At 64.9% G+C, this 21613-nt stretch carries 29 protein-coding genes; 16 read left to right on the forward strand and 13 right to left on the reverse strand.

Annotation, left to right across the window (positions count from 1 at the left end; all coding sequences use genetic code 11):
* Positions 1-44: 44 nt before the first annotated feature.
* Entirely contained in the window at positions 45-1601 is a 1557-nt protein-coding gene (locus tag BMX78_RS16270) for an HNH endonuclease (RefSeq protein ID WP_502686302.1), read from the reverse strand.
* Between the two features lie 96 nt (positions 1602-1697).
* Here BMX78_RS16270 and BMX78_RS16275 point away from each other — a divergent pair, with 96 nt between their 5' ends.
* Positions 1698-2309 carry a GNAT family N-acetyltransferase gene (locus BMX78_RS16275; RefSeq protein ID WP_170850844.1) on the forward strand — a complete coding sequence of 204 codons (612 nt, stop codon included), beginning with the start codon at positions 1698-1700 and terminating at the stop codon, positions 2307-2309.
* On the opposite strand, the gene BMX78_RS16280 is transcribed toward BMX78_RS16275, so the two are convergent.
* The 8 genes from BMX78_RS16280 to BMX78_RS16315 form a co-directional block, all read right to left on the reverse strand.
* Positions 2306-2905 (reverse strand): DnaJ family domain-containing protein, encoded by a 600-nt coding sequence (locus BMX78_RS16280; RefSeq protein ID WP_091421482.1) that lies wholly within the window; start codon positions 2903-2905, stop codon positions 2306-2308. The two genes, BMX78_RS16275 and BMX78_RS16280, sit on opposite strands and share 4 nt — an antisense overlap.
* Before the next feature lie 159 nt (positions 2906-3064).
* A complete protein-coding gene (locus BMX78_RS16285) occupies positions 3065-3562 on the reverse strand; it encodes an SRPBCC family protein (RefSeq protein WP_091421487.1) in 498 nt (165 codons plus the stop codon).
* 15 nt (positions 3563-3577) lie between these two features.
* Complete coding sequence (locus BMX78_RS16290; protein WP_091421490.1) at positions 3578-3910, reverse strand: ArsR/SmtB family transcription factor; 333 nt, start codon at positions 3908-3910, stop codon at positions 3578-3580.
* A gap of 132 nt (positions 3911-4042) precedes the next feature.
* Positions 4043-4777, reverse strand: coding sequence for a GAF and ANTAR domain-containing protein (locus tag BMX78_RS16295; RefSeq protein WP_091421492.1), 735 nt, complete (start codon positions 4775-4777; stop codon positions 4043-4045).
* Between the two features lie 108 nt (positions 4778-4885).
* Positions 4886-5110 (reverse strand): hypothetical protein, encoded by a 225-nt coding sequence (locus tag BMX78_RS16300; protein WP_091421495.1) that lies wholly within the window; start codon positions 5108-5110, stop codon positions 4886-4888.
* A gap of 2 nt (positions 5111-5112) precedes the next feature.
* A complete protein-coding gene (locus tag BMX78_RS16305) occupies positions 5113-5370 on the reverse strand; it encodes a hypothetical protein (protein WP_091421497.1) in 258 nt (85 codons plus the stop codon).
* Between the two features lie 122 nt (positions 5371-5492).
* On the reverse strand, positions 5493-5888 hold the full coding sequence (locus BMX78_RS16310; protein ID WP_091421499.1) for a hypothetical protein: 396 nt from the start codon (positions 5886-5888) through the stop codon (positions 5493-5495).
* Between the two features lie 83 nt (positions 5889-5971).
* Positions 5972-6736 carry a GAF and ANTAR domain-containing protein gene (locus tag BMX78_RS16315; RefSeq protein ID WP_091421501.1) on the reverse strand — a complete coding sequence of 255 codons (765 nt, stop codon included), beginning with the start codon at positions 6734-6736 and terminating at the stop codon, positions 5972-5974.
* Between the two features lie 246 nt (positions 6737-6982).
* Between BMX78_RS16315 and BMX78_RS16320 the strand changes: the two genes are divergently transcribed.
* From BMX78_RS16320 to BMX78_RS16355, 8 genes are all read left to right on the forward strand, one after another.
* Positions 6983-7711, forward strand: a complete 729-nt coding sequence (locus BMX78_RS16320; protein ID WP_091421504.1) for a GAF and ANTAR domain-containing protein — start codon at positions 6983-6985, stop codon at positions 7709-7711.
* Complete coding sequence (locus tag BMX78_RS16325) at positions 7698-7985, forward strand: hypothetical protein (protein WP_255470647.1); 288 nt, start codon at positions 7698-7700, stop codon at positions 7983-7985. The genes BMX78_RS16320 and BMX78_RS16325 overlap by 14 nt, the downstream gene beginning before the upstream one ends.
* Before the next feature lie 96 nt (positions 7986-8081).
* A complete protein-coding gene (locus tag BMX78_RS16330) occupies positions 8082-8801 on the forward strand; it encodes a GAF and ANTAR domain-containing protein (protein ID WP_170850845.1) in 720 nt (239 codons plus the stop codon).
* Positions 8802-8810: 9 nt separating this feature from the next.
* Complete coding sequence (locus BMX78_RS16335; RefSeq protein WP_091421508.1) at positions 8811-9143, forward strand: hypothetical protein; 333 nt, start codon at positions 8811-8813, stop codon at positions 9141-9143.
* Positions 9144-9311: 168 nt separating this feature from the next.
* Positions 9312-10037, forward strand: coding sequence for a GAF and ANTAR domain-containing protein (locus BMX78_RS16340; protein WP_091421510.1), 726 nt, complete (start codon positions 9312-9314; stop codon positions 10035-10037).
* Positions 10038-10039: 2 nt separating this feature from the next.
* Entirely contained in the window at positions 10040-10291 is a 252-nt protein-coding gene (locus BMX78_RS16345; protein WP_091421513.1) for a hypothetical protein, read from the forward strand.
* A complete protein-coding gene (locus BMX78_RS16350) occupies positions 10288-11070 on the forward strand; it encodes a GAF and ANTAR domain-containing protein (RefSeq protein ID WP_091421517.1) in 783 nt (260 codons plus the stop codon). The genes BMX78_RS16345 and BMX78_RS16350 overlap by 4 nt, the downstream gene beginning before the upstream one ends.
* Positions 11071-11373: 303 nt before the next feature.
* Positions 11374-11571, forward strand: a complete 198-nt coding sequence (locus tag BMX78_RS16355; RefSeq protein ID WP_091421520.1) for a hypothetical protein — start codon at positions 11374-11376, stop codon at positions 11569-11571.
* Positions 11572-11656: 85 nt separating this feature from the next.
* Here BMX78_RS16355 and trxB read toward each other — a convergent pair whose 3' ends face one another.
* Positions 11657-12658, reverse strand: a complete 1002-nt coding sequence (gene trxB, locus BMX78_RS16360) for a thioredoxin-disulfide reductase (protein ID WP_091421522.1) — start codon at positions 12656-12658, stop codon at positions 11657-11659.
* A gap of 216 nt (positions 12659-12874) precedes the next feature.
* On the opposite strand from trxB, the gene BMX78_RS16365 reads away from it, so the two are divergent.
* The 3 genes from BMX78_RS16365 to BMX78_RS16375 are packed head-to-tail and all read left to right on the forward strand — an operon-like array spanning position 12875 to position 14478.
* Positions 12875-13717, forward strand: coding sequence for a CPBP family intramembrane glutamic endopeptidase (locus tag BMX78_RS16365; protein WP_286139074.1), 843 nt, complete (start codon positions 12875-12877; stop codon positions 13715-13717).
* A 42-nt stretch (positions 13718-13759) separates the two neighbouring features.
* Positions 13760-14053 (forward strand): hypothetical protein, encoded by a 294-nt coding sequence (locus tag BMX78_RS16370; protein ID WP_091421525.1) that lies wholly within the window; start codon positions 13760-13762, stop codon positions 14051-14053.
* Positions 14050-14478 (forward strand): nuclear transport factor 2 family protein, encoded by a 429-nt coding sequence (locus BMX78_RS16375; RefSeq protein ID WP_170850846.1) that lies wholly within the window; start codon positions 14050-14052, stop codon positions 14476-14478. The genes BMX78_RS16370 and BMX78_RS16375 overlap by 4 nt, the downstream gene beginning before the upstream one ends.
* Positions 14479-14570: 92 nt before the next feature.
* On the opposite strand, the gene BMX78_RS16380 is transcribed toward BMX78_RS16375, so the two are convergent.
* The 3 genes from BMX78_RS16380 to BMX78_RS16390 form a co-directional block, all read right to left on the reverse strand.
* Positions 14571-15611: an NAD(P)-dependent alcohol dehydrogenase gene (locus BMX78_RS16380; protein ID WP_091421531.1), complete on the reverse strand. Its 1041-nt coding sequence runs from the start codon at positions 15609-15611 to the stop codon at positions 14571-14573.
* Between the two features lie 117 nt (positions 15612-15728).
* A complete protein-coding gene (locus tag BMX78_RS16385) occupies positions 15729-16130 on the reverse strand; it encodes a (R)-mandelonitrile lyase (protein ID WP_091421532.1) in 402 nt (133 codons plus the stop codon).
* Positions 16108-17361 carry a multidrug effflux MFS transporter gene (locus tag BMX78_RS16390; protein ID WP_091421535.1) on the reverse strand — a complete coding sequence of 418 codons (1254 nt, stop codon included), beginning with the start codon at positions 17359-17361 and terminating at the stop codon, positions 16108-16110. The genes BMX78_RS16385 and BMX78_RS16390 overlap by 23 nt, the downstream gene beginning before the upstream one ends.
* 140 nt (positions 17362-17501) lie before the next feature.
* Here BMX78_RS16390 and BMX78_RS16395 point away from each other — a divergent pair, with 140 nt between their 5' ends.
* The 4 genes from BMX78_RS16395 (at position 17502) to BMX78_RS16410 (ending at position 21611) form a co-directional block, all read left to right on the forward strand.
* Positions 17502-18383: a helix-turn-helix transcriptional regulator gene (locus BMX78_RS16395; protein ID WP_091421537.1), complete on the forward strand. Its 882-nt coding sequence runs from the start codon at positions 17502-17504 to the stop codon at positions 18381-18383.
* A gap of 482 nt (positions 18384-18865) precedes the next feature.
* Positions 18866-19987 (forward strand): ABC transporter substrate-binding protein, encoded by a 1122-nt coding sequence (locus BMX78_RS16400; RefSeq protein WP_091421540.1) that lies wholly within the window; start codon positions 18866-18868, stop codon positions 19985-19987.
* Positions 19984-20847, forward strand: a complete 864-nt coding sequence (locus BMX78_RS16405; RefSeq protein ID WP_091421542.1) for an ABC transporter permease — start codon at positions 19984-19986, stop codon at positions 20845-20847. The genes BMX78_RS16400 and BMX78_RS16405 overlap by 4 nt, the downstream gene beginning before the upstream one ends.
* Positions 20823-21611 (forward strand): ABC transporter ATP-binding protein, encoded by a 789-nt coding sequence (locus tag BMX78_RS16410; protein ID WP_286139075.1) that lies wholly within the window; start codon positions 20823-20825, stop codon positions 21609-21611. Before BMX78_RS16405 ends, BMX78_RS16410 begins: the two co-directional genes overlap by 25 nt.
* The last annotated feature ends 2 nt before the right edge of the window (positions 21612-21613 follow it).

The raw sequence follows: 21613 nt of genomic DNA on the forward strand, positions 1-21613 counted from the left end.
GGCAAGGGAATCCGGCAAAGAACAGGCAAGGCGAAGCCCGTCGATCAGGGGCTGTGGGCTGCGACCCGCTTTTCAGGAGTGGAGTGCCTGTTCATGCCTCGTTCAAGTAACTGGGCAGAGGGCTTCGCCGACCCGGGGGGCTTCACCTGAACGAGGGGTTTCACCGACGGGAGGGGCTCCTCCCGAACAATGGGCTTCACTGGAACGGAAGCCTTCACTGCCATCGCCAAGGCGCTACCGGGGAGCAGCGGCGCGGTCGAGCGGTAGGTGTGGCCTGTGGGTGTCCTTGTTTCGACTGAATGCCTTTGACCTGGCCGGGTGATTGTCTTTGCGGCCCAGCCTGGTGTTTCTTTGGTGTGGTTGCAGGTTTCGCAGAGGCCTTGGCCGTTGGTGCTGGTGGTTGGCCCGTCATTGTGCCAGGGGATGATGTGGTCCAGGTGGCGGATGGGCGCGTCGCAGTAGGGGGTGCGGCAGGTGTCGTCCCGTACCTGGATGAACCGGCGGAGTCCTGGCGGGAAGAGCCGGGCTTTGGAGTCCATCGCGACCAGCTCACCGCTGGTGGGCGTGGTGTAGAGCCGGCGGAGCCACACCTTGAGTGCGGAGCTTTCCGGTTCCGCGTTTAGAGAACCATCTGGTCCCAGGCCCGCTGCTTGGCCAGTCGCTTCACCACCGGTGGGCTCCGCGTCTGCCAGAAGCTCGCCACGGATGGCCTTTCGGGCCAATTCGCCGGGAATGATGCCGTAGCCGGCCAGGCGGGCCGGTTCGCTGTCGCCTTGGAAGAGGGTGCGGTCGGTCATGACGAGCTGGATCTCGACACCGCTGATCCCGCCGGGGGTGCCGGTCACGGATTCCACGAGTTGGTCAGCCATGATGTTGCCCTTTGAACGCTCATCACCGGAAGATTTCAGGGTGTCAGCAAGGCGGGCCAGTGCCGCGTACGCGGCCACGCCTTGGGCGACCGGGAGAAGGGCGGTCAGGCGGGTCATCGTGTCCGGCGCCGGACGCAGAGTCACGGTCCGCTCATTCACAGCATGGCTGGCCCGTCTGGCGACCGATTGCGGGTCCCGCCGGTACGCCGCAGCCCGGACTGCGGCGACGACGGCCCGGTCCCCATACCCGGCAAAGGACCCGGTGTCCACTGCGAGTTCCTCGTCTACCGCGGCCCGGTCCTCAACCGACAGGCAGGCTGTTTCCTTCACCACCAGGGTGGCCCGCCACTCGTTCAACTGCCCGGACTCCAGCGCCGCGAACGTGTGGGGCATCTCGACCAGGGCTTTCCCCAAACCCAGCAACCGGGCGCCACGGGAAGGTGACTCCCGACGCGCCAAGGCGACTTCCGCGCCCACCCCAACACCGACCTCATCCGCAGGGACACCCGCGGCAGTCTGTTCCCGCCGGGCAGCCAGGTCGAAGGCCACAGCGATCCTCGCCTGCTTGGCCGCAGCCGCGGACTTCACGTCCTCCAGCTCCCGCATCTGGTCAATCATTCTTTGCCTGTCAGCAGCGGGACGGACCAAAGACAAAGTCCGCAGGACATCCGCAACCACAGGCCCAGGGCGGCCAACCGCCTCCCGCTGCCCCGCCGTCGTGATCGCTTCCATAAACAAAGTCTTCCAGCAGCCCCGGCCAACGGCACGGAACCACCAGCCCTATGTGGATAACCCAACCCCTCCGCAAGAGCCCGGCAAAGTGGCAGGATGGGCGGGGTGAAAAGCCTGGAAACCAAGCGGCTGATCCTGCGCCCGTGGGAGCCGGAGGACGCCGGGTTCGTGCTGGACCTCTACTCCCGGTGGGAGGTGCAGCGCTTCATCGGCAACCATCCGCAGGTGATGCGGGAATTCGCCGAGGCCGAGGAGCGGATCCGCGTGTGGCGGACCATGGACCATTCGCTCCACGGCGCCTGGGCAGTTCAATTGAAAGAGGCAGTTCAGCTAAAAAAGGCCGCCCAGCTGAAAGAGCCACTTCAATCCAAAAGCACCCCACCCCTGGCCGGAACCCTGCTCCTGAAGTCCATCCCGGCGTCGGGCGAAACACTGCCGCTTCAGCCCTCCGGCGATACCGAGATCGGCTGGCACTTCCACCCCGACTGCTGGGGTCACGGTTACGCGACGGAAGCTGCTGCCGCAGTCCTCACCTACGCCCTGGGAGGGGGACTGGACAGGGTGGTGGCAGTGACGGCCCCTGCCAACGCGGCATCGCAGAGAGTCTGCCAGCGTATCGGGATGACCCACCTGGGCCAGACCAACAGGTACTACAACGCACTCTGCGAGCTCTTCGAGGCCAGGGCAGCCCGGACCACGCCGCCCTAGCCGGCCGAGCCCTTCCAGAGCCGCTGCCACCACGAACGCGCAGGTTCCGGCTCCGGCAGCGGAGCATCAGTAATCCGGGCGGTACGGCGCTCCCGCCACCGGGAAACCTCCTCCTCCACATCCCGGGTCCTGGTGACCACGGGTGGGCCGCCCTGGAGTTGACGCCGGGCGTCGATGACGCGGCGGTTGAAGTCCGCCAGGATATCCCGCACCTGCTGCTCGGTGTACTGCGCGTCGAGCTTGGCGTCCAGCTCCGCGTCCTCGGTCCGGAGCAGGATGGCAGCCGGGCCCAGGCCACTGATGTTTTCCCGCTGGATAAGGCCCTTGACCCACCAGTCGGGGTCGTACCGCTCCCCCAGCCCCGGGATCGGCTTGCCCGCATACTTGAGGTTGTCGAACTTGCCCTGCGCCATCGCGTCCCGGACCAGGTACTCAGCCCGGGCGGCGTCGCTGACCTTCTTGCGCTTCTCCCGCTCCTGCGCATCAAGGGCGTCAAGCGCGGCTTCCTCCTCGGCGCTGATGCCGGCTCCACGGTAGGACCGGACTTCAGCGGCGCGCTCCAGGCGCTTCCGGAAATCCCCCGCACCGCCGCTCATTGCTGCCACCGCCTCACGTCGAAATGATGCTTCCTTCCAGTATTCAGAAGGTTTCCGCCCGCTTCAATGCAAGGCGCCTACGGCAAACAACGGAAAGCGTACGACGGCGGGAGGTCCCGCCGTCGTACGCTTTCATTGGGTGCCGGGAGGCTCAGCCGGTCACGCGTTCGCGTGTTCGGCGAGGAGGGCGTCGATCTGGCCGACGGCTTCCCGCATGCCTTCCTCCATGCCCATCTGGACCATCTGTTCCATCTGCTCCTCCGATTCGAAGGTGGAAACGATGGTCATCCTGGTCCGTCCGCCCGCATCCTCGAGCGTGACCGTGGCGTGCGTGGTGCCCATGGACTCCACCGGAGCGCCGTTTTCGTCCGCGAAACCGTCGTCAAACTCCAGCTTGCGGGGAGCCTCGATGGCTGTGAACCGCCACCAGCCACCGGCCTTTTCACCTTCCGGCCCGGTCATGTAGTACACGGCTTTGCCGCCGGATTCGAAATCAAACTGCTCAAAGGTGGCTGGCCAGGTGGGCGGGCCCCACCAGCGCTCCAGCTGGCGCGGGTCTTCCCAGAGCTGCCAGACGCGTTCGACTCCGGCGTCGAACTCGGCGACCAGAATGAAGCTGAGCGCCTCAAGATTCTTGGTGGAACTGATAACCGACATTGCAGAACCCTTTCCCTATCCTTCAGCCAGAATGTCGGCGATCCGGCTTACGCGCTGCCGCCAGATCGCCTCATAGTCATCGAGCAGCCGGCGGGCCTTCTGCAGCCCTTGGTGGTTTCCCCGCACGATCTGCTCCCTTCCGCGCCTCTCCTTGGTGACCAGGGAGGCGCGCTCCAACACCGCCACGTGCTTCTGGACGGCGGCGAAGCTCATGGCGTAAAGGCCCGCGAGGCCGGAGACCGAGTATTCGCCGGCAGTCACCCGGCGAACAATGTCGCGGCGGGTGGAGTCGGCGAACGCCTGGAAGAGGCGGTCAAGTTCGGTTTCGCGGAGCTGATCTACAACCATTTGGTTGTACGATAAGTCGCGGACACAGCACCTGTCAACGATTTTTGTTTCGCGCCTGCTCGGACGCCATCGCCGGGAGGGCGGCCGACGGCGTGCCGCGCCTTGGTTTCTCCGCCGGCGCCTGAGAGGGAGCTAAGCGTCGAAGTGAGTCTGGACGCTGGTGCCCTGCAGCTGCTCAACCAGTTCTGTAGCCACGTCCCGCAACTTGCGGTTGCGGTTGCTGGAGACCTTGGTCAGGATTTCCATTGCTTCTGATTGTGAACACCGGTTCTGGGCCATGATGACCCCGCAGGCCAAGTTGATGGCCGTCCTGTGTTCCATGGCCGCCTCAAGATCTTCCGCCCGGTTTTCGGCAGTTTTGATCCGGACGGACAGATGCAGGGTGCTGTGCGCAGCGGCGCCAAAGCCCACGGCCTTGTCGTAAACATTCGGAGTGAAGACGCCCGGCCTGGTTGCGAAAAAGTTCAGTGCAGCGCTGGCTTCGCTGCTGATTTCCAAAGGCACGCCCAGTGAACTGTAGATGCCCGCCTCCGCAAACCTTCTGGTGAGCTCGGGCCAGCGGGAGTCCGAGGCGACGTCGTCGATAATCACCGGTGACATTTCCCTCAGGGCCCTCATGCAGGGGCCATCGCCGACGGCCTGCTCAATATGGTCGAGCCCAACGGCACGGTCACTGCTGCCTGCAACGGTAGTGGGCCTGCGCCTCAGCTTGACGGTGACTGCGCATTCGATGGCATCGCCTGCTGCTTCGGAAACCGCCGCTGCCGCCAGCCCTGAAAGCCCCGACAGGAACTCCACCCCGTCTTCGGCTCCCACCAGGATGCCTTGCAGCTGTGCGATCGATTCGTTGTCCGGTGAATTCGACATGCGCCTATCCTATGTCCCGCCCCTAAAACATGGGCGGTGTTGCTGTGTATGAACCAGGCGGAACGGTTGCCACCCCGCACTGCAGCCGTTCCGCCTCCTGCAGGACGCCTATTCGGGCACCTCCATCTGGAAACCGCACTGGCAGTGCAGTACCTGCGTTGTCAGGTAGACGTCCAAGGCGTCCTCGAATGGCTTGTCAGTGAAGGCCGGCGCAATGAGCCTGCGCAACTCGGAGCCCGTCTTCTGCATGGGCTGGCCACAGTGGACAAACTGCCCGCCAAAGGCCAGGACGCCGTCAATGCGGTTCTTGGGACCCTCCGGATTGATGGACATCGTCAGGCCGCGGCCGGGTAGCTGGACAGGATGTAATCGGCCGCCGCAGGGCCCACCATCCGGAGCCTGGTGTCGTGGAGGTCGATGCCTTCCCGGTGCATGGCTGCCCGGAAGGTGACGTCCGGCTTGGCTTCCAAACCCTTGAGCAGGCACCAACTGACGTAGAGCCCATACAGGCAATCGGCAGACATGGGGCAGTCAGTATCGAATTCCGGAACGGTGGCTTCAGCAAGGAACTGTGAGAAATGCGAGGCAGCCATGATGGCTCTCTTTCGCTGGTGTGCATCAATCCGCCGTCGTGCTACAGCGGTCACTCCTGAAGGCCCTGCACCTGGCCCGGAGGGGCAGGTCACCACGAACGTGACGCCTACCACTCAAAAATTTACGCACTCTCCGCGCTTCTGTCCAATGGGACTTTTGCGATGCCGGCAGGCAAGTCCTTGCCCAGCCAAGCCCGGATCCAGATAATTTCGACGGCGGCATCAAGCAGGTAAGCCCTGCTGATGCGCCCACTCAAGGAGTAATACAAGTCAATTGCAGCAAGCGTTAAGGCAGCACCGATGCCGAGTCGCCTTGCAACGGCGGCGCTTTCCCTGCCGGGGGTAGCACGCACTTGCTCCAGGCCGATGGCGATAAGGAGGCCCGATACCGTGCGCACCAGCCATTTGTCTGCCTTTGGTCCGCTCACGGCCTCGAAGCTGCGCATATGGACGAGCGGCCACAAGCCGTTGATGATGTAGAAGGCTCCTTGCAGTTTTGCTGTTTTGGAAGACTGCATCGTCCTCGCTCCCTCAGTAAGGTCCTGTCATGATCCCCTGCCACCGGTTAACGCCAGGGCTCGTTCGTCGACAGCCGCTCAGATCACTCGTCGAAATGCGTACGCAGGGCGGAATCGGGCGAAACTGATTCGATGATGCCTGCTGCCACGTCCCGCAGCTTGACGTTGCGGCTGTTGGACGCCTTCCGCAGGATGGCCATCGCTGATTCCTGGCTGCAGCGGCTTTGTGCCATTATCACGCCGACAGCAATATCGATGGCGGTCCGCGATTTCATCGCGGCCTCCAGATCCTCCTTGGCATCCCGCAACTGGGCGAGGCGCAGTTCGAGCCGCAGCGTCTTGGCGGACTGCTCGCCGAACAGCTCCGCACGTGCAATGTCCTCCGGGGAGAATCCATGCACTGCCGAGGAGTAGATGTTCAAAGCGGCTGAGGAATCGCCCTCAAGCTGCAGGGGCACGCCCAGTATTGAACCGATGCCCTGGGCTGCGACTGCCTGCGCATACTGCGGCCAGCGATGCTCCATTGAAACATCGGCAACGTACACGGTCTTGCCTGTCCGCATGGCCGTAAGGCAGGGGCCGTCGCCGTAGGCGTACTGCAGGTCGTCCATCATGCGTGCTGTGGGCGTACTGGAGGCGACAGAGACGGGCCGCTTCCGGCGCACCACCGTCACGTTGCAATGTACCTCTCCTCCTGGCGGGGCGAGGAGAGAAGCCGAGAAAACGGCGAGTTCCTTGAAAAAGTCCTGGGCGTCGCCGGCCTGCAGGACGAGGTCCTGGAGGCGGGAAACGATGCCGTCCTGAATTGCGGTGGCCGGCAGAGAGGCTGTATCGGGCAGGGCGTCCATTCCAGATCCATGAAGTCGGGATTCAACCGCGGCAGTTTCCAACGCGGCCTTTAGACGCCCACTTCCAAACGCTGCCACCAGCCTACATCGATTTGACGGGCTTCCGGAAAGCCGTAGCGCCGGAACCCCGCGCGACTGCGTCGTCAGGGTCTATTCTTGTCTTGGAGGGAAAATTACTTTCCGCTCCCGGCCCAGCAGGGGGCACCCCACGAAGACAGCAATGTCCTTCGCAGAAGGTCCGCTCCCATGCCACAACAACTCCCCTTGGATGAACTCACCCTCGCGCTTGCGCGCATCAGGGGCCTCCTCCTGACCGAGGAGAAAGTAGACCGGGCCGTCCAACGGCTTGCCGAGGGCATCCGCGACGCTTTCCCGGCAAGTTCGGGGGCGGGCGCATCACTCATGGACGAACACGGCAAGCGGACCAGCACGGGAGCCACTGACCCGGTCGTCCTTGAAGCGGACGCCGCACAGTATGAGCTCGGCGAGGGTCCGTGCATTACGGCGTGGGCCACCGAACGCAGTGTGGTGATTCACGACGTCGCTACTGACGACCGCTGGCCCTTGTGGTCGCAGGCGGTCCGGGAACTCTCCATCCGCTCCGTCATCAGCTCGCCGTTGATGGCAGGCACACGATGCCTGGGGGCTCTGAAAATCTATTCAACCCAGCCGGGCGTCTATGACGCCGCCAGCGCGAGGCCCCTGGAAAAGCTTGCCGTGCCTGCAGCCACTCTCCTGGACAATATCCAGAGCTCCGAGGCTCCGCAGCGATTCACCGAAGTCCTCGCTTCTGCCCTGGACAGCCGGGACACAATCAACCGCGCCCAGGGCTTCCTGATGCACCTGCACGGCCTTGACCAGGCCACAGCCCTTCAGCAACTCGTGGAGCTCTCCAAGTCCAGCAGGCAGTCACTCTTTAGCATCAGCACCGGGATCCTCGCCGGAACCAAGAGAACCTCTGATGACGGACCATGAATTAAGCCGCCCCGACTCCTCGATGGGCCTTGAACAGGAGCAGAGCCGGCTCCTGCGCAAAGCCCTGCAGCGCTCCGGCGTCAGGCATGGAGATCTGTGGCTCCGCTACTTCAGCATCGGAGGGACCGTGGGTGAATACGAAGTTGACGCCTACATCCAGTCGCTGTTCTCCCTGCCGGCGGGCCAGCGCGACCTGCTGGCGCACGCAGCAAATGAACTCATCGACGAGCTGCCGCCGCTGCCCCGGGCGCCGTACCTGCAGGACCTCGCCTGAACGGGCGCACCCCGGGTGCCCTCCCGCCGTCGTAATGCACATACCCGCAGGCGAGCCCAAGGGACGGCGGGAAGGCCTTGGCCCTATGCTGGAATTATGGCGCAGCAACTTCCCCTCGACGAGCTCAGCACTGTGATCGCTCGCATCCAAGGGCTGCTGCTCACTGAGGAGAAGGTGAATTCGGCCGTCCGGCTTTTGGCCCAGGCGGCCAAAGAATCGGTACCGGGCACCATTGGAGCAGGTGTGTCGCTCATGGATGCCCGCGGACGCCGCACCAGCAGCGGGTACACCGACCGGATTGTGGCCGAGGCCGACGCCACGCAGTACGAGCGCGGGGAGGGTCCGTGCCTGACCGCCTGGGCAACGGAAAAGCCGGTGCTGCTCCAGGACATCCGGGTGGAAACCCGCTGGCCGGATTGGCGCAGGGCCGTGGCGGGGCTGCCCGTGCGTTCGGTTGTCAGCGCTCCCCTCATCGCAGGCAAGGAGACCATCGGCGCCCTGAAGTTGTATGCCGCGCTGCCCAATACATATGACGAGTCCAGCACCACCCTGCTGCAACTTTTTGCAGCGCCGGCCGCCACGCTGCTCTCGCACATCCAGGCCAGCGAGGCACCCCACAAGATGACCGAGGGCCTCCAGGCCTCCCTGTACACCCGCGACCTGGTGAACCGTGCCTGCGGCGTGCTGATGGAACGTATGGGCCTGACCCACGAAGCAGCCCTGCAGTGGCTCATCAGGCATGCCCGCGACGAAAACACAGCATTGCAGGACGTCAGCGCACGAGTCCTGGCCGGGACGCCGGCATCCGGATCGTAGGCCGTCCACATGGGTTTCGATCCTAATGAACCGGAACAACGGCGCAGGCTCCGTTCGGCCATGAGGGCCGCCGGCATCTCCATATCCGAGCTGTGGCTGAAGTATTTTGGCATGTCCGGAGACGCCGGCGAATACGAGGTGGAGGCCTACCTGCAGGGGCTGCTGTCGCTGCCGCCCGTGCAACGCGACCTGCTGGCGCTGGCGGCCAATGAGCTGATCGACGATCTCCCCCGGCCTCATGCGCCGTACACTGACGATTTCGACGGCGGTCCGGGCCCTGCCCCCACCACATCGGAGATCCGGGAAGATGGCACCGGCCGCCAGGCGGAACCGGACGAGTAGGTCAAGGACCGGGCATATCAATAGGTCCGGTACCGGCGTAGTGTCGGTAGTAGGAGATTTCGGGATACCCATCAGATCCAGAGGTTGAATGATCGGGTCCGCCGCGCAGAGAGCGGAGGCCGCCAGCCAGGGGCAACTGCCCAGGGCACACCTATGGATCGAGGGCCCATGGCCCAGGACAGCAGACTTACCACGTTGGACCGGATGCAGGATTTGCTCCTGGAAAGTCCCGGGTTCCCCGAGTTCCTCCTTGGCCTGGCCACGATCTCCGCCTCGCTGCTGGGGTCCGATGGCACGGTCACCTGTACCATCACCGTGGAACGCGACGGAGGAGCGGCAACGGTTGCCAGCAGCACCGAAGAGGGCCGCCGCTTGGATGAAACGCAGTACTCGTTCGGCGACGGACCATGCCTCACTGCCGCCCGGCAGCAGCGCCTGGTGTTGATTGCGGACCTGGAAAACGACGAACGCTGGAGCGACTACCTGGAGGCAGCCCTCCAGGAGGGCGTGCGCTCCGTGCTGGCCGTCCCCATCCCCACTGACGCCTTCTCGCATGCCGGATTGAACTGCTATGCAGGCACGGTGGGCGCCTTCACCGCGGAGACGGTGGGGCTTCTCGAGCAGCACGCGGCTGCCATGTCCCGCGTGCTGAGGATCGCACTGCGGCTGCACGGAACGGACATCCATCCCGAGCACCTTCGCGCCGCCCTGAAGTCGCGGGCAGTGGTGGACGCGGCCGTCTCCCTGATCATGCTCCAGCAGCATGGCGGCCGTGAAGACGCCCTGCAGATCCTCCAACTGGCGGCCAAGTCAAGCAACCGCCGAATGCACGACATTGCCACTGACATTGTCCGCGGAGCCGGACTTCCCGGAGCGGAGCAAGACGAGAGGTAGGAATGTATCCCTACGGAGCCGATGGTCCCGAAGGATCGGATTTTGCCGCCGAAGTACGGCGGGGCACAGCGGAGCGTTTCCGGAAGACAGACCTTCCGCTGGCCAAATTGTGGACGTATTACTACGGCCTGGGCGGTGGGATCGATGAGATGTCACTGGATGCCTACCTTCACGAGGCACTTGATATCCCGTCGGGTCAGGTTGCCTTGATCGCCATGGCCATGACGGAGCTGATAGAAGGCGAAACACTATGACAAACCAGGAGTCCGGTGCCGGAAACTTCAGCATCGTGCCGCAGGCGGACCCGGTTCCCGCCCCGGATGTGGAGACGCGGCTGAAGGAACTGGTCCTGGACAGCAAGGATGTGGCCGGCTTCCTTACCGATCTGGCGCTGATTGCCGCCGCCCGGCTGTCCTCCCCGGGTAACCGGATCCATTGCGGCGTCACCGTTATGCGGCGCAAGAGGCCCGAAGCTGTAGCCAGCAACGATGCGGCAGCCCGCGCCCTGGACGAGTTGCAAAACGGGTACAAGGACGGCCCCTGCCTCACCGCCCTCAGGAACAGAACCACGCTCCTGGTTCCCGACCTGGCCGCCGAGCGGCGGTGGGCACACTACACGAAGGCCGCCCAGGAGAATGGTGTCTCATCCATCCTCGCCGTGCCACTGGACCTGGCCGGTGAGGCAGAAGCCGTGATGAACCTGTATTCCGGCTGCAGCAACGGATTCACGGACGAGGACATTTCCACTGCCGAGGCGTTCGCCAGCCAGGCGGCGACTTCGCTGCGCCTGGTTCTACGCATCGCTCAACTCAGCGAAGCCCGGAACGACATGGCAGTCGCCATGCAGTCGCGCACGGTGATTGACATGGCCATCGGCGCCATCATGGCCGAAAACAGGTGCAGCCGGGACACAGCCTTCAAAATCCTCACCAAGGCCTCCAGCACCCGCAATATCAAGCTGCGGGACGTGGCAGCAACCGTGATCGCCTCCATTTCGGGCGAGAATCAGATCGACACCTACTTCGACGAATAGGCCACCGTCAGCCGCCCCCTTGCTGCCGTGATGAGAATCACTTGCAATAATTGCCGTTTCGGTTGAGACGCTTCACCTGCTCTGGGCACTATGGAAAAGCAGGGTTGGCCAGCGGGCTCACGCTCGCGCGGCTTGGTGTGATTGGTCACATCGCCCCTGCACCGGTTGCGGATCCCAAAAGCAACCTGCACCATGGAAGTAAGGGAATGCGCTTTCCCACTTGCAGTCAGTCCTCACCGACGAGGACACGGTCCGGGCAAAGAAGATTCCGGGCTGCCCACCGCATGAAATGGAAGTTGAATAATGACGTTCGATGCCAATAACTCCGTGACCCTCAAGATCTGGGACCGGTCAGCCCTCCACCACACGCTTGACGCCGCAGTGAGTGACCTCTCGGCCCGCCACAACACCACCACCTGCCGCATCGCCGTCACCTGCAGCGGGCCCAACACGTTCACGTTGAGTGTCCGTGGCGAGGACCGCGCACTGGCCTCCGCCTAACTCACGTAAACAAGACTGCAGCGGACGACGGCGGGAAGTAACCGCCGTCGTCCTCTTCAGTTAACTGCCCTCCCGGAAAAGTCCGTTAGCTGTGGGTGGGTTCTTCGACCAGGGCTGTGGCGATGCTGTCGGCGTCGTTCAGGGCGGCGAGGTAGCGTTCTGCGTCGAGGGCGGCGGCGCAGCCTGTGCCGGCAGCGGTAATGGCCTGCCGGTAGCGGTGGTCCACGGCGTCCCCGCACGCGAAAACGCCGGAAATGTTGGTGACAGTGGTGGGTGAATCCACCTTGATGTAGCCGTCCTCGTCCAGGTCCACCTGCCCGGTCAGCAGTTCCGTGCGCGGCACGTGCCCGATGGCGACGAAAATCCCCGTAGCGGCCTGATGCCGTGTCTCCCCCGAACGCGTGTCCCTCAGGGTCACTCCGGAGACTTTCCCGTCGCCATGGATCGCCGATACTGCGGAGTTCCAGGCGAAGGTGATCTTGGGGTTGTCCTTGGCCCGCTGCGCCATAATGCGGGAGGCCCGCAGTTCGTTCTTGCGGACCACGACGGTGACGGACTTTCCGAACCGGGTCAGGAACATCGCTTCCTCCATTGCCGAGTCACCGCCGCCCACCACGATGATGTCCTGTTCGCGGAAGAAGAACCCGTCGCAGGTGGCACACCAGGAAACCCCGTGGCCGCTGAACTTCTTTTCCTCCGGCAGGCCGAGCTCCTTGTACGCCGAGCCGGTTGCGAGGATAACGGCCGGAGCCCGGTGGGTTTCGCCGCCACCGGTGACCACCGACTTAACGTGACCCTTCAGCGAAACCTCCGTGACGTCGTCGAACACCACCTTGGCGCCGAACTTCTCAGCCTGCTCCTGCAACCCGTCCATCAGCTCCGGGCCTTGGATGCCGCCCGGGAAACCGGGGAAGTTCTCTACCTCCGTGGTGTTCATCAGCGCGCCGCCCGCGGTGACAGAACCGGCCAGCACCAGAGGCGCAAGGCCGGCACGGGCGGCGTAAATGGCGGCGGTGTAGCCGGCGGGGCCGGAACCGATGATGATCAGCTGTTCGCTTGCGGGATGGTGGTTCGCGTCAATGGTCACGGCGGGCTTCCTTTGCTTCGGGCGTTCGGGCGTTCGGGCAACAGGCTTCCCGGCGTCCGGGTGCTGACCGGTTTATCCAGGGACTCGTGGGGCAGCGGACGGCGGGATACGGTTTTAATTGTGCGGGTTTATTTTCGCGCGGCTCCTACTGAATCTACGCGGACGGCAAGGAAAAGTGTGGCATCACGTCAGAACGCCAGTGGCAAGGGAGAGATCATGACGCAACCGCCCACGCAAGCCCGCCTGCGCAACGCGCAGCCCACTGGGCTGAACCGCGCCTCACTGACCGTGATCCCGGCAGCGCTGGTATCGGCGTCGGGCTTTCTGCTGTTTGTCCGCGAGGACCGCCTGTCCGGCTTCCTGCTCCTGGCCGCCGCGCTTGTACTGGCCGCAATGATCAACCGCCGGTTGGTCACCGACCTGGCACTGATTGCCGTGGGGCTGATTGCGATGAGCCTGGTGCCCATCACCACGGACATCAGCACAGGACATATGGCGGTGATGGGCACGGCGATGATTCTGGCCGTCGGTATTCCGTACGCCGTTTCGCGGTTCATCACCAGGGAGCACGCCATCCGGTTCCCTGTCCGCACCGGCCAGCCGTGGACCCGCGCCGAGAAGTGGTATTTGCCCGCGGTCCTGGTGATCGGGTACGCGCTGATGCCGGTTTATATGATCCGCACCGGCGTCTACAACAACTGGCCCGCGGTCAGTGACCCGGAGGGCATTGCCAGGCTTTTCCTGGGGACCAACGTGCTGGGCATCTGGGATGAGCTGTTCTTTATCTGCACCGCGTTCACGCTCCTGCGCCGGCACCTCCCGGACTGGCAGGCCAACCTGCTCCAGGCCGTGCTCTTCACGTCCTTCCTCTGGGAGCTGGGATTCCACGCCTGGGCGCCGTTCTTTATCTTCCCGTTTGCGCTGCTGCAGGCGCGGCTGTTCACCATCACCAGGTCGCTGTCCTACATCGTCAGCGTGCACCTGCTGTTCGATTTCGTGCTGTTCCTGGTGCTGATCCACGCCCACAACCGGGAATGGATCGACATCTTCCTTTACTGATGTGCTCTGGACGCGCACCAGTGAGGCGCCCATAGTTGAACCGTGCAGACACCCGACCCTGAACTTGAGGCCTTGCGGCAGCGTGCCGAGCGCGGTGATTCGGACGCCGTGGATGAACTGGTTGAACGCGCCGCGGAGCGCGGGGACCTGGACGAACTGAGGCGGCTGGCCGAGTCCGGCAGCAGGGACGCCATGGACCAGTTGGTGGAAACCGCCGGAGAACAGGGCGACCTCGATGAACTCCGGCGCCTGGCGGCCGCAGGCAACCGGGACGCCGCCGACGTGCTGGCGGAGATTGAAGACGACGGCGGCTCCTGGCATGGGAGGAAATCTTGAGTGAAGTCATAGACACGTTGGCCGCCGCCCTGAATGCCCACGACCTGGAAGGGGCGGCAGCGCTTATTCACGAGGACTACCGCAGCGAACAACCGGCCCACCCCGGCGCTGCCTTCGTTGGGCGCGCTCAAATGCACGCCAACTGGCAGGCGATGTTTGCCGGCATTCCCGATTTCCACGCCGAACTGATCCGCTCGGTTGATGACGGTGACACGACCTGGAGCGAATGGTCCTGGTCCGGAACGCGCAGTGATGGCCAGGACTTCAAGGTGCGTGGAGTGACACTCTTTGAGCTCAGGAACGGCAAGATCACGGCGGGCAGGCTCTACATGGAGGAGGTCGACCGCCTGGCCGTGCCTATAGAGGAGGCAGTGGAAAACCTCTCGGGGCAGCGGCCCGATACGCCCCCGAACCCGCAGCAATAACTGAGGGGATGGCATAGAGCAGGCCCTGGGCGATTAAAGCCCGACGGCGGCCCGCCCCTTGGGAGCCGGCCGCCGTCGAACGCTGGTTGGTACTAGAGGGTGGCGGTGTCGATCACGAAGCGGTAGCGGACGTCCGAAGCGAGGACGCGCTCGTACGCGTCGTTGATCTTCTCTGCCGGGATGACCTCGATCTCGGCGCCGATGCCATGCTCGGCGCAGAAGTCCAGCATCTCCTGGGTTTCGCGGATGCCGCCGATCATGGATCCGGCGAAGGACCGGCGGCCGCCGATCAGCGCGAACGCGTTCACCGGGAGCGGCTCCGCGGGGGCGCCGACGTTCACCAGCGCGCCTTCGAGGGCCAGCAGCTGCAGGTAGGAGCTGATGTCGATCGAGGCGCTGACGGTGTTGATGATCAGGTCAAAGGTGCCGGCGAGTTCCTTGAAGGTGTTCTCGTCGCTCGTGGCGTAGTAGTGGTCTGCGCCAAGGCGCAGCCCGTCTTCCTGCTTCTTCAGCGACTGCGACAGGACCGTCACGTCAGCACCCATGGCGTGGGCGAGCTTGACGGCCATGTGGCCGAGCCCGCCGAGGCCGACGACGGCCACCTTCTTGCCGGGGCCGGCGCCCCAGTGCCGCAAGGGTGAGTAGGTGGTGATGCCGGCGCACAGCAGCGGGGCGGCGACGTCCAGGTCCAGTCCCTCAGGGATGCGCACCACGAAGTCTTCGGTCACCACAACATGGCTGGAGTAACCGCCCTGGGTGATGGTGCCGTCGCGGTCAACCGCGCCGTAGGTGCCCACCATGCCCTTGAGGCAGTACTGCTCCTCGCCCTTTAGGCAGTTGGCGCACTCCTTGCAGGAGTTGACCATGCAGCCAACGCCCACCCGGTCGCCGACGGCGTGCTTGGTGACGGCGGAACCCACCTGGGTGACGACGCCGGCGATCTCGTGGCCGGGGACCAGCGGGTACTGCTGCGGGCCCCAGTCGCCGCGGACCGTGTGGATGTCCGAGTGGCAAATGCCGGCGAACTTGATCTCGATCAGGACATCGTTCGGGCCCACCTCGCGGCGTTCGATGGTGGTGGCGGTGAGGTCATCTGTGGCGGACGGGGATGCATAAGCTTTGACGGTAGTCATGGCTCTCCTGTTGTTCTTGGGGGTTCTCTAAAATGCTAGCGGGGTCGAAGACCGGCAAACCGGCATATCAGGCCGCCAGGGGTGGCCCTGTTGATACTGGGTCTGGCAGTCCTACCCTTAACGGCCTTCGTACTGGTCATCCGTGATGTGCTCGGCCCAGATGGTTGTTTTGGCGGGGTCATCAGCGTTCTCCAGGATGGCGATGTGCTCCATGAAGGTTCCATTGGCCGAGGCGTGCCAGTGCTCCTCCCCGGGCGGGGTGTAGAGCGTCTGCCCCGGGTGTACCTCAATGATCGTGCCGTCCCGGCTGCCAAAGCGGGCCACGCCGGCGGTGACATGCAGGTACTGGCCGCGTTCATGCGAGTGCCAGGCAGTGCGGGCACCTGGCGCGAAACGCACTTTGGCAACCACTGCACGCTGCTCAGGACCGTGCGGTGCGGCAATCAGGTCCACCCACACGTCGCCGGCGAACTGCTCCGGCGGGTTCTTGATGGTTTCACGGGCTGGTTCGATATTCATTGGTTCCTTTCCTATGACTGTGAATGTGGGGCCGGGCCAGGACAAGGAGCCCGAACAGGGACAGGAGTGCGCCAGCGATCATGAGCAGGGCCATGGGCACGGCCGTGTTCTCGCCGCCCAGGCCAGCGATCGGCGCCACGATGCCTGCGGTGGTCCACTGAACGAGTCCCAGGACCGCGGAACTGGTGCCGGGGTGCCGGGGCACCTCCGCGGAAGCGAGGGCGCCGCCATTCGTGTTGATCAGGCCCTGCGCCACCATAAGGGCGAAGAAGCTGCCCATGGCCACGAGCAGCGGGGTGGCCCACCACAGTGCTCCGGCCAGCATGGCCACCCCGGCGGCCAGCGCGATGAGCTGCCCCGCCAGAATGACCTTCCGGGTGGAGACGCGCCCGGCCATCCTGGCTGACAGCAGCGCCGCGATGGTCATTCCGCCGGCGTTCGCGGCGAACACGATGGAGTACATCACCGGAGACAGGCCGTTCATATTCTGCAGGATGAACGCGGACGTTGCCACGTATGCAAACAGGGCGATAAAGGCCGACGACGCCACCACCACGTAGCCAACAAAGCTGCGGTTCGAGAGCACCTCCTTCGCCGCGCGGCCGAATTCAGCCAGCCCGCCGGAGTGGCGTTTCTCCGGCGGAAGCGATTCCGGGACGACGAACAGGGCACAGAGTGTCATCAGGATGCCCAGGGCGGCAAGCGTCCAGAAGGTCATCCGCCATCCGGTCAGCTGCAGGATCACGGCTCCGAGCAGCGGGCTGATGATGGGTGCCACGCCGCCTATGCCCATCACAATGTTCAGCACCCGGACCAGCTGGGACCCATGGGCGAGGTCCACGATGACGGCCCGGCCGATCACCATGGCCCAGCCGCCGCCAAAGCCCTGCAGGAAGCGGGCGATCATCAGGAGTGCGATGTTCGGGGCGAGGGCACAGGCCACCGATGCCACCGCCATCAGGACGGTGCCCGCCACCAGGGGGAGCCGACGTCCCCGCTGGTCACTGAACGGGCCGCCCACCAGCTGGCCGAGGCCCATACCGGCGAAGAACGTGGTGAGGGTCAGCTGCACCGCCGAGGCCGTGGTGCCGAAGTCCGCGGATACGCGCGGGAAGGCCGGGACGTACATGTCCGTGGCCAGGGGTGCCACCGCCGTCAGGAAGATGACAGTGGCCACCAGCGTCCCGGGAACGGCGCCGGCGGACGGCGCCCGCGTTGCGGTTGGCAGCATTCGTTGAGCACTCCATCTGGTTAATGACGAAAGGGGATGCTTCCATCAAACCGGCCCCCGGAAGTCCTAGCGAGGGCCCTGCTGAAACGGGTTTTGGCAGACCCTCCTTACGGATTGGCCATTCGTCGTAACGTGTCCTTATGGATAACCGAGCCGAGGTACGCCAGTTCCTCTCCACCCGCCGCGGGCGCATCACGCCGGAGCAGGCAGGGATCGAACCCTACGGCGGACGTCGCCGCGTGCCCGGCCTCCGGCGGGAAGAGGTGGCCCGGCTCGCCGGGGTCAGCGTGGACTACTACACCCGACTGGAACGCGGGAACCTCACGGGTGTCTCGGACAGTGTCCTCGATGCGATCGCACGGGCCCTGGAACTGGACCGGGCCGAACATGACCACCTTTACGACCTGGCCAGGACGGCCAACATGACGGGCCGCAAGCGTGCGGCGAGCGCCGCGCCAACGCGTGTCCGGCCCGAACTCCAGTACCTCCTCGACACCATTACGGGAGCGCCGGCCTTCATCGGAAACAACCGGATGGACATCGTGGCCGCCAATACGCTGGGGTACGCGCTGTATTCGGACCTGTACCGCGGCCCGGCACGCCCGGCCAACCATTCACGCTTTATCTTCCTGGACCCCCGGGCCCACAACTTCTACACGGACTGGGAACGGGCAGCGAACACCAACGTGGCCATCCTCCGCCGTGAGGCCGGACGGAACCCGCATGACAAGGGCATCGCCGAACTCGTGGGCGAACTGTCCATGCGCAGCGACGATTTCCGCACCCGCTGGGCTGCCCACAATGTCCGCCGGCACTATGCCGGGACCAAGTTTTTCCAGCATCCTGTGGTGGGGCTGCTCGAACTGAACTACCAGGTCCTGGGACTTGAAGAGGACCCCGGGCATTCACTCACGGTCTACCCCGCAACTCCTGGCAGCCCCTCCGAGGAAAGCCTCAAGCTCCTCGCTTCCTGGGCGGCAACCGAGAAGATCACCGAACTGGCCCAGGCCAGCGCGGGCTAGCTCCAACCAACCCGGTGTTCCGGGTTTCCAGTCACGTTAACCACCGTTGCGGATCATGGCGCAGCGTTGCCCGGTTTGTCCTTCTGATGGCGCTGTAAGTAGCGCCGTTTCCTTCCGTTTCGCGTCTTTTGCATGATGCTGGCCAAGGCCCTGACTGCCGTGCTTAGGTGTTTCCACGGCCTCGGCCATGCAGCATCAAACAGAACAAGCAGAACGAACCGGAGGACCCGATGCCGGAAACCACCATCCGCCGCCAAGGCAGCCCCTTCGGTTCCGCCTGTTGCCCCACGCACCGAATGTGCCGCATGCGCGGTGCCCAACAGTGGCGGGTCCCCCGCTCCTGACTGCCGGCACCTGACAGCGCGCAGCACCTCCGTTTTTCCCCATACCGCTCCGGGCTCTCTTCGAGGGCCAGCTCGGCCGTGCCTTCCTTCCGACTTCGCATGCCACTTTTCCCACGCCAATCCTCCGAAAGGCCAACCATGACCTTCGCCGCCTCCTCTTCGCCCCCGTCCGCCTCATCCGGGGCCTCCAGCTTCACCCGCCGCCGTGCCCTCGGCGCCTTCCTGGCACTGCCAGCGCTCGGGCTCCTGACCGCCTGCGCGGGTACCGCCACGGCCGGCAACTCCACCAGCCAGGCGTCCCTGGCGCCGCTGGCCACCACCGTTCCCGCCGGAACCACCATCAAAGTGGGAGACCCCACCGTCAAAGTAGCCCTGGAACTCTCGGGCCTGAACAAGGAGCTCGGGGGCTTCACCGTGGAGTTCGCCAACATCTCCGGCGGGCCCCAGACAACAGAGGCTTTCCGGGCCAATGCCCTTGACGTCGGTTCCGTGGCGGATATCCCGCCCATCCACGCTACCTGGACCGGCCTCGATGTCCGTATCATCGCCAGCGCCTACCGCCAGGACGCCGTGAACCACCCGATCTACGAGCTGGGCATCGCCCCGGGAGCCGGCATCACCTCCCTGGCGGAGCTGAGCGGCAAGAAGATCGCCTACAGCCCGGGCCAGGCCCAGGGTGCTCTGGTACTGCGGATCCTTCAAAAGGCAGGCCTCGCGCAGGATGACGTCAAACTCATCGAGCTGCCAAGCACCGGTGACACCTACTCCACGGCACTGTCCAGCAAGCAGGTGGATGCCGCGCCGCTGGGCGGGGTACAGATCAAGCGCTACCTGGCCAAGTACAAGGCCGACGGCGGCACCACCCTCCGGCACGGTCTGCGGGATGATCCGGGGCACCTTTACTCCCCCGCCAAAGTGCTGGCGGACCCGGCCAAGGCCGCCGCACTGGCTGCCTACGTCAAGGTGTGGGGCAAGGCCCAGCGCTGGATCGAGGACCACCCCGAGGAATGGCTCGAGGGCTACTACGTCAAGGACCAGGGCCTGTCCCGCGAAGACGGCCAGTACCTGATCGACGCGGCCGGCAAGCGGGATGTTCCCACCTCCTGGGCTGAGGGGATCGAGCGGCACCAGCAGACCATCGACCTGCTGTCGAAGGAACAGAAGAAGCCGCACCTAAAAGCGGCGGACCTGTACGACACCCGGTATGAGGCCATTGCCGGCACCGCCTTCGCTGAAGCAGCAAAGGGCGGTGCAGCATGAGCGCCGCCCCCGTGCTGGACCGTCCCGCCGTCGAACCCCACCTGGATCCGACGCTCGCCACACGCGAGGACATCCGGCCTGCCGGCAGGCGGCTGGGACCGGGACGTCGCAGGCGGCTTGCCTGGCTGCTGGGCCCCGGCGCACTGCTGGCACTCTGGACCATCTCCTCCGCCACCGGCCTGCTGGACCCACGGATCCTCTCCGAACCCTGGACCGTGGTGGCCACCGCGGGTGAGCTCCTCGCCGACGGGAGGCTCCAGGAAAACCTCGCCATCTCGGCACAGCGGGCAGGGCTGGGGCTCTTCTTCGGCATCGTGGTCGGCGCCCTGCTCGCCCTGCTGTCAGGACTGAGCCGCGTGGGCGAGGCGCTCATCGACGGGCCGGTGCAGATCAAGCGGGCCATCCCCGGCCTCGCCCTGATCCCGCTCCTCATCCTGTGGTTCGGCATCGACGAGACCATGAAGGTCCTCACCATCACCCTGGGCGTTTTTGTCCCCATCTACCTGCAGACCCATGCCGGACTGCGCGGCATCGACCTGCGCTACGTGGAGCTCGCCCAAACCGTAGGCCTCAGCCGTGCGGCCTTCATCCGCAAGGTGGTCCTCCCCGGCGCCCTGCCCGGGTTCTTCCTGGGCCTGCGGTTCGCCGTCACCGGTGCCTGGGTGTCCCTGGTGGTGGTGGAGCAGATCAACGCCACCAGCGGCATCGGCTACATGATGGAGCTCGCCCGCACCTATGGCCAAACCAACATCATCGTCCTCGGACTGGCCGTCTACGGCATTCTCGGCCTGGTCTCCGACGGCGCCGTCCGCCTCATCGAACGAAAGGCCCTCTCGTGGCAACGCACCCTGGCGGGCTGACCGCCGCCGCACGTCCCGCCGTCGTCAACCCTGATGGCAAGCCCGCTTCCGGCGACGTCACCGCAGTTTCCGTCCGGGACCTGATCCGCAGCTTCGGGCCCAAAGGCGTCCTGAACGGCGTGGACCTGGACATCGCACCGGGCGAATTCGTGGCCCTCCTGGGCCCCAGCGGCTGCGGCAAAAGCACCCTGCTGCGGGCACTGGCCGGGCTGGACCACGATGTGCGCGGCAGCGGCGTCATCAGCGTCCCGGAGCGGGTCTCCGTGGTGTTCCAGGACTCCCGGCTCCTGCCGTGGGACACCGTGCTGGGCAACGTCACCCTGGGCCTTCAGGAGCACGACGCCGAGGCCCGGGCACGCAAGGCCCTCGCGGAAGTGGGGCTCGCCGGCCGCGAGAAGTCCTGGCCCCACGAGCTGTCCGGCGGTGAACAGCAGCGCGTGGCACTGGCCCGGTCGCTGGTCCGTGAACCCCAGCTGCTGCTGGCCGACGAGCCCTTCGGCGCCCTCGATGCCCTCACCCGGATCAAAATGCACGGACTGCTCCGTGACCTGGTGGCCGCCCACCGGCCCGCCGTCCTGCTGGTCACCCACGACGTGGACGAGGCCATCGCCCTCGCCGACCGCATCGTGGTGCTGGACGGGGGCCGCGTTGCCACCATCCGAACGGTTTCGCCGGAGGTCGGTACCGCGGCCGACGCTGCCGGACACGAAAACCTGCGCCGCGAACTGCTCACCGACCTCGGCGTTGCCGCCGTCTCCCACTGAAC

Origin of the sequence: Arthrobacter sp. OV608, assembly GCA_900110595.1 — a bacterium.
Classification (GTDB): domain Bacteria; phylum Actinomycetota; class Actinomycetes; order Actinomycetales; family Micrococcaceae; genus Arthrobacter.

Bases quoted from the DNA above. Each gene is read 5' to 3' on its own strand.
- BMX78_RS16305 (WP_091421497.1), bottom strand. From the start codon at position 5,370: ATGGCTGCCTCGCATTTCTCACAGTTCCTTGCTGAAGCCACCGTTCCG.
- BMX78_RS16295 (WP_091421492.1), bottom strand. From the start codon at position 4,777: ATGTCGAATTCACCGGACAACGAATCGATCGCACAGCTGCAAGGCATC.
- BMX78_RS16385 (WP_091421532.1), bottom strand. From the start codon at position 16,130: ATGAATATCGAACCAGCCCGTGAAACCATCAAGAACCCGCCGGAGCAG.
- BMX78_RS16325 (WP_255470647.1), top strand. From the start codon at position 7,698: ATGACGGACCATGAATTAAGCCGCCCCGACTCCTCGATGGGCCTTGAA.
- BMX78_RS16355 (WP_091421520.1), top strand. From the start codon at position 11,374: ATGACGTTCGATGCCAATAACTCCGTGACCCTCAAGATCTGGGACCGG.
- BMX78_RS16390 (WP_091421535.1), bottom strand. From the start codon at position 17,361: ATGCTGCCAACCGCAACGCGGGCGCCGTCCGCCGGCGCCGTTCCCGGG.
- BMX78_RS16335 (WP_091421508.1), top strand. From the start codon at position 8,811: ATGGGTTTCGATCCTAATGAACCGGAACAACGGCGCAGGCTCCGTTCG.
- BMX78_RS16350 (WP_091421517.1), top strand. From the start codon at position 10,288: ATGACAAACCAGGAGTCCGGTGCCGGAAACTTCAGCATCGTGCCGCAG.
- BMX78_RS16330 (WP_170850845.1), top strand. From the start codon at position 8,082: ATGGCGCAGCAACTTCCCCTCGACGAGCTCAGCACTGTGATCGCTCGC.
- BMX78_RS16285 (WP_091421487.1), bottom strand. From the start codon at position 3,562: ATGTCGGTTATCAGTTCCACCAAGAATCTTGAGGCGCTCAGCTTCATT.
- BMX78_RS16270 (WP_502686302.1), bottom strand. From the start codon at position 1,601: ATGGAAGCGATCACGACGGCGGGGCAGCGGGAGGCGGTTGGCCGCCCT.
- BMX78_RS16345 (WP_091421513.1), top strand. From the start codon at position 10,040: ATGTATCCCTACGGAGCCGATGGTCCCGAAGGATCGGATTTTGCCGCC.
- BMX78_RS16275 (WP_170850844.1), top strand. From the start codon at position 1,698: ATGGGCGGGGTGAAAAGCCTGGAAACCAAGCGGCTGATCCTGCGCCCG.
- BMX78_RS16300 (WP_091421495.1), bottom strand. From the start codon at position 5,110: ATGTCCATCAATCCGGAGGGTCCCAAGAACCGCATTGACGGCGTCCTG.
- BMX78_RS16280 (WP_091421482.1), bottom strand. From the start codon at position 2,905: ATGAGCGGCGGTGCGGGGGATTTCCGGAAGCGCCTGGAGCGCGCCGCT.
- BMX78_RS16320 (WP_091421504.1), top strand. From the start codon at position 6,983: ATGCCACAACAACTCCCCTTGGATGAACTCACCCTCGCGCTTGCGCGC.
- BMX78_RS16405 (WP_091421542.1), top strand. From the start codon at position 19,984: ATGAGCGCCGCCCCCGTGCTGGACCGTCCCGCCGTCGAACCCCACCTG.
- BMX78_RS16365 (WP_286139074.1), top strand. From the start codon at position 12,875: ATGACGCAACCGCCCACGCAAGCCCGCCTGCGCAACGCGCAGCCCACT.
- BMX78_RS16340 (WP_091421510.1), top strand. From the start codon at position 9,312: ATGGCCCAGGACAGCAGACTTACCACGTTGGACCGGATGCAGGATTTG.
- BMX78_RS16290 (WP_091421490.1), bottom strand. From the start codon at position 3,910: ATGGTTGTAGATCAGCTCCGCGAAACCGAACTTGACCGCCTCTTCCAG.
- BMX78_RS16310 (WP_091421499.1), bottom strand. From the start codon at position 5,888: ATGCAGTCTTCCAAAACAGCAAAACTGCAAGGAGCCTTCTACATCATC.
- BMX78_RS16380 (WP_091421531.1), bottom strand. From the start codon at position 15,611: ATGACTACCGTCAAAGCTTATGCATCCCCGTCCGCCACAGATGACCTC.
- BMX78_RS16395 (WP_091421537.1), top strand. From the start codon at position 17,502: ATGGATAACCGAGCCGAGGTACGCCAGTTCCTCTCCACCCGCCGCGGG.
- BMX78_RS16400 (WP_091421540.1), top strand. From the start codon at position 18,866: ATGACCTTCGCCGCCTCCTCTTCGCCCCCGTCCGCCTCATCCGGGGCC.
- BMX78_RS16315 (WP_091421501.1), bottom strand. From the start codon at position 6,736: ATGGACGCCCTGCCCGATACAGCCTCTCTGCCGGCCACCGCAATTCAG.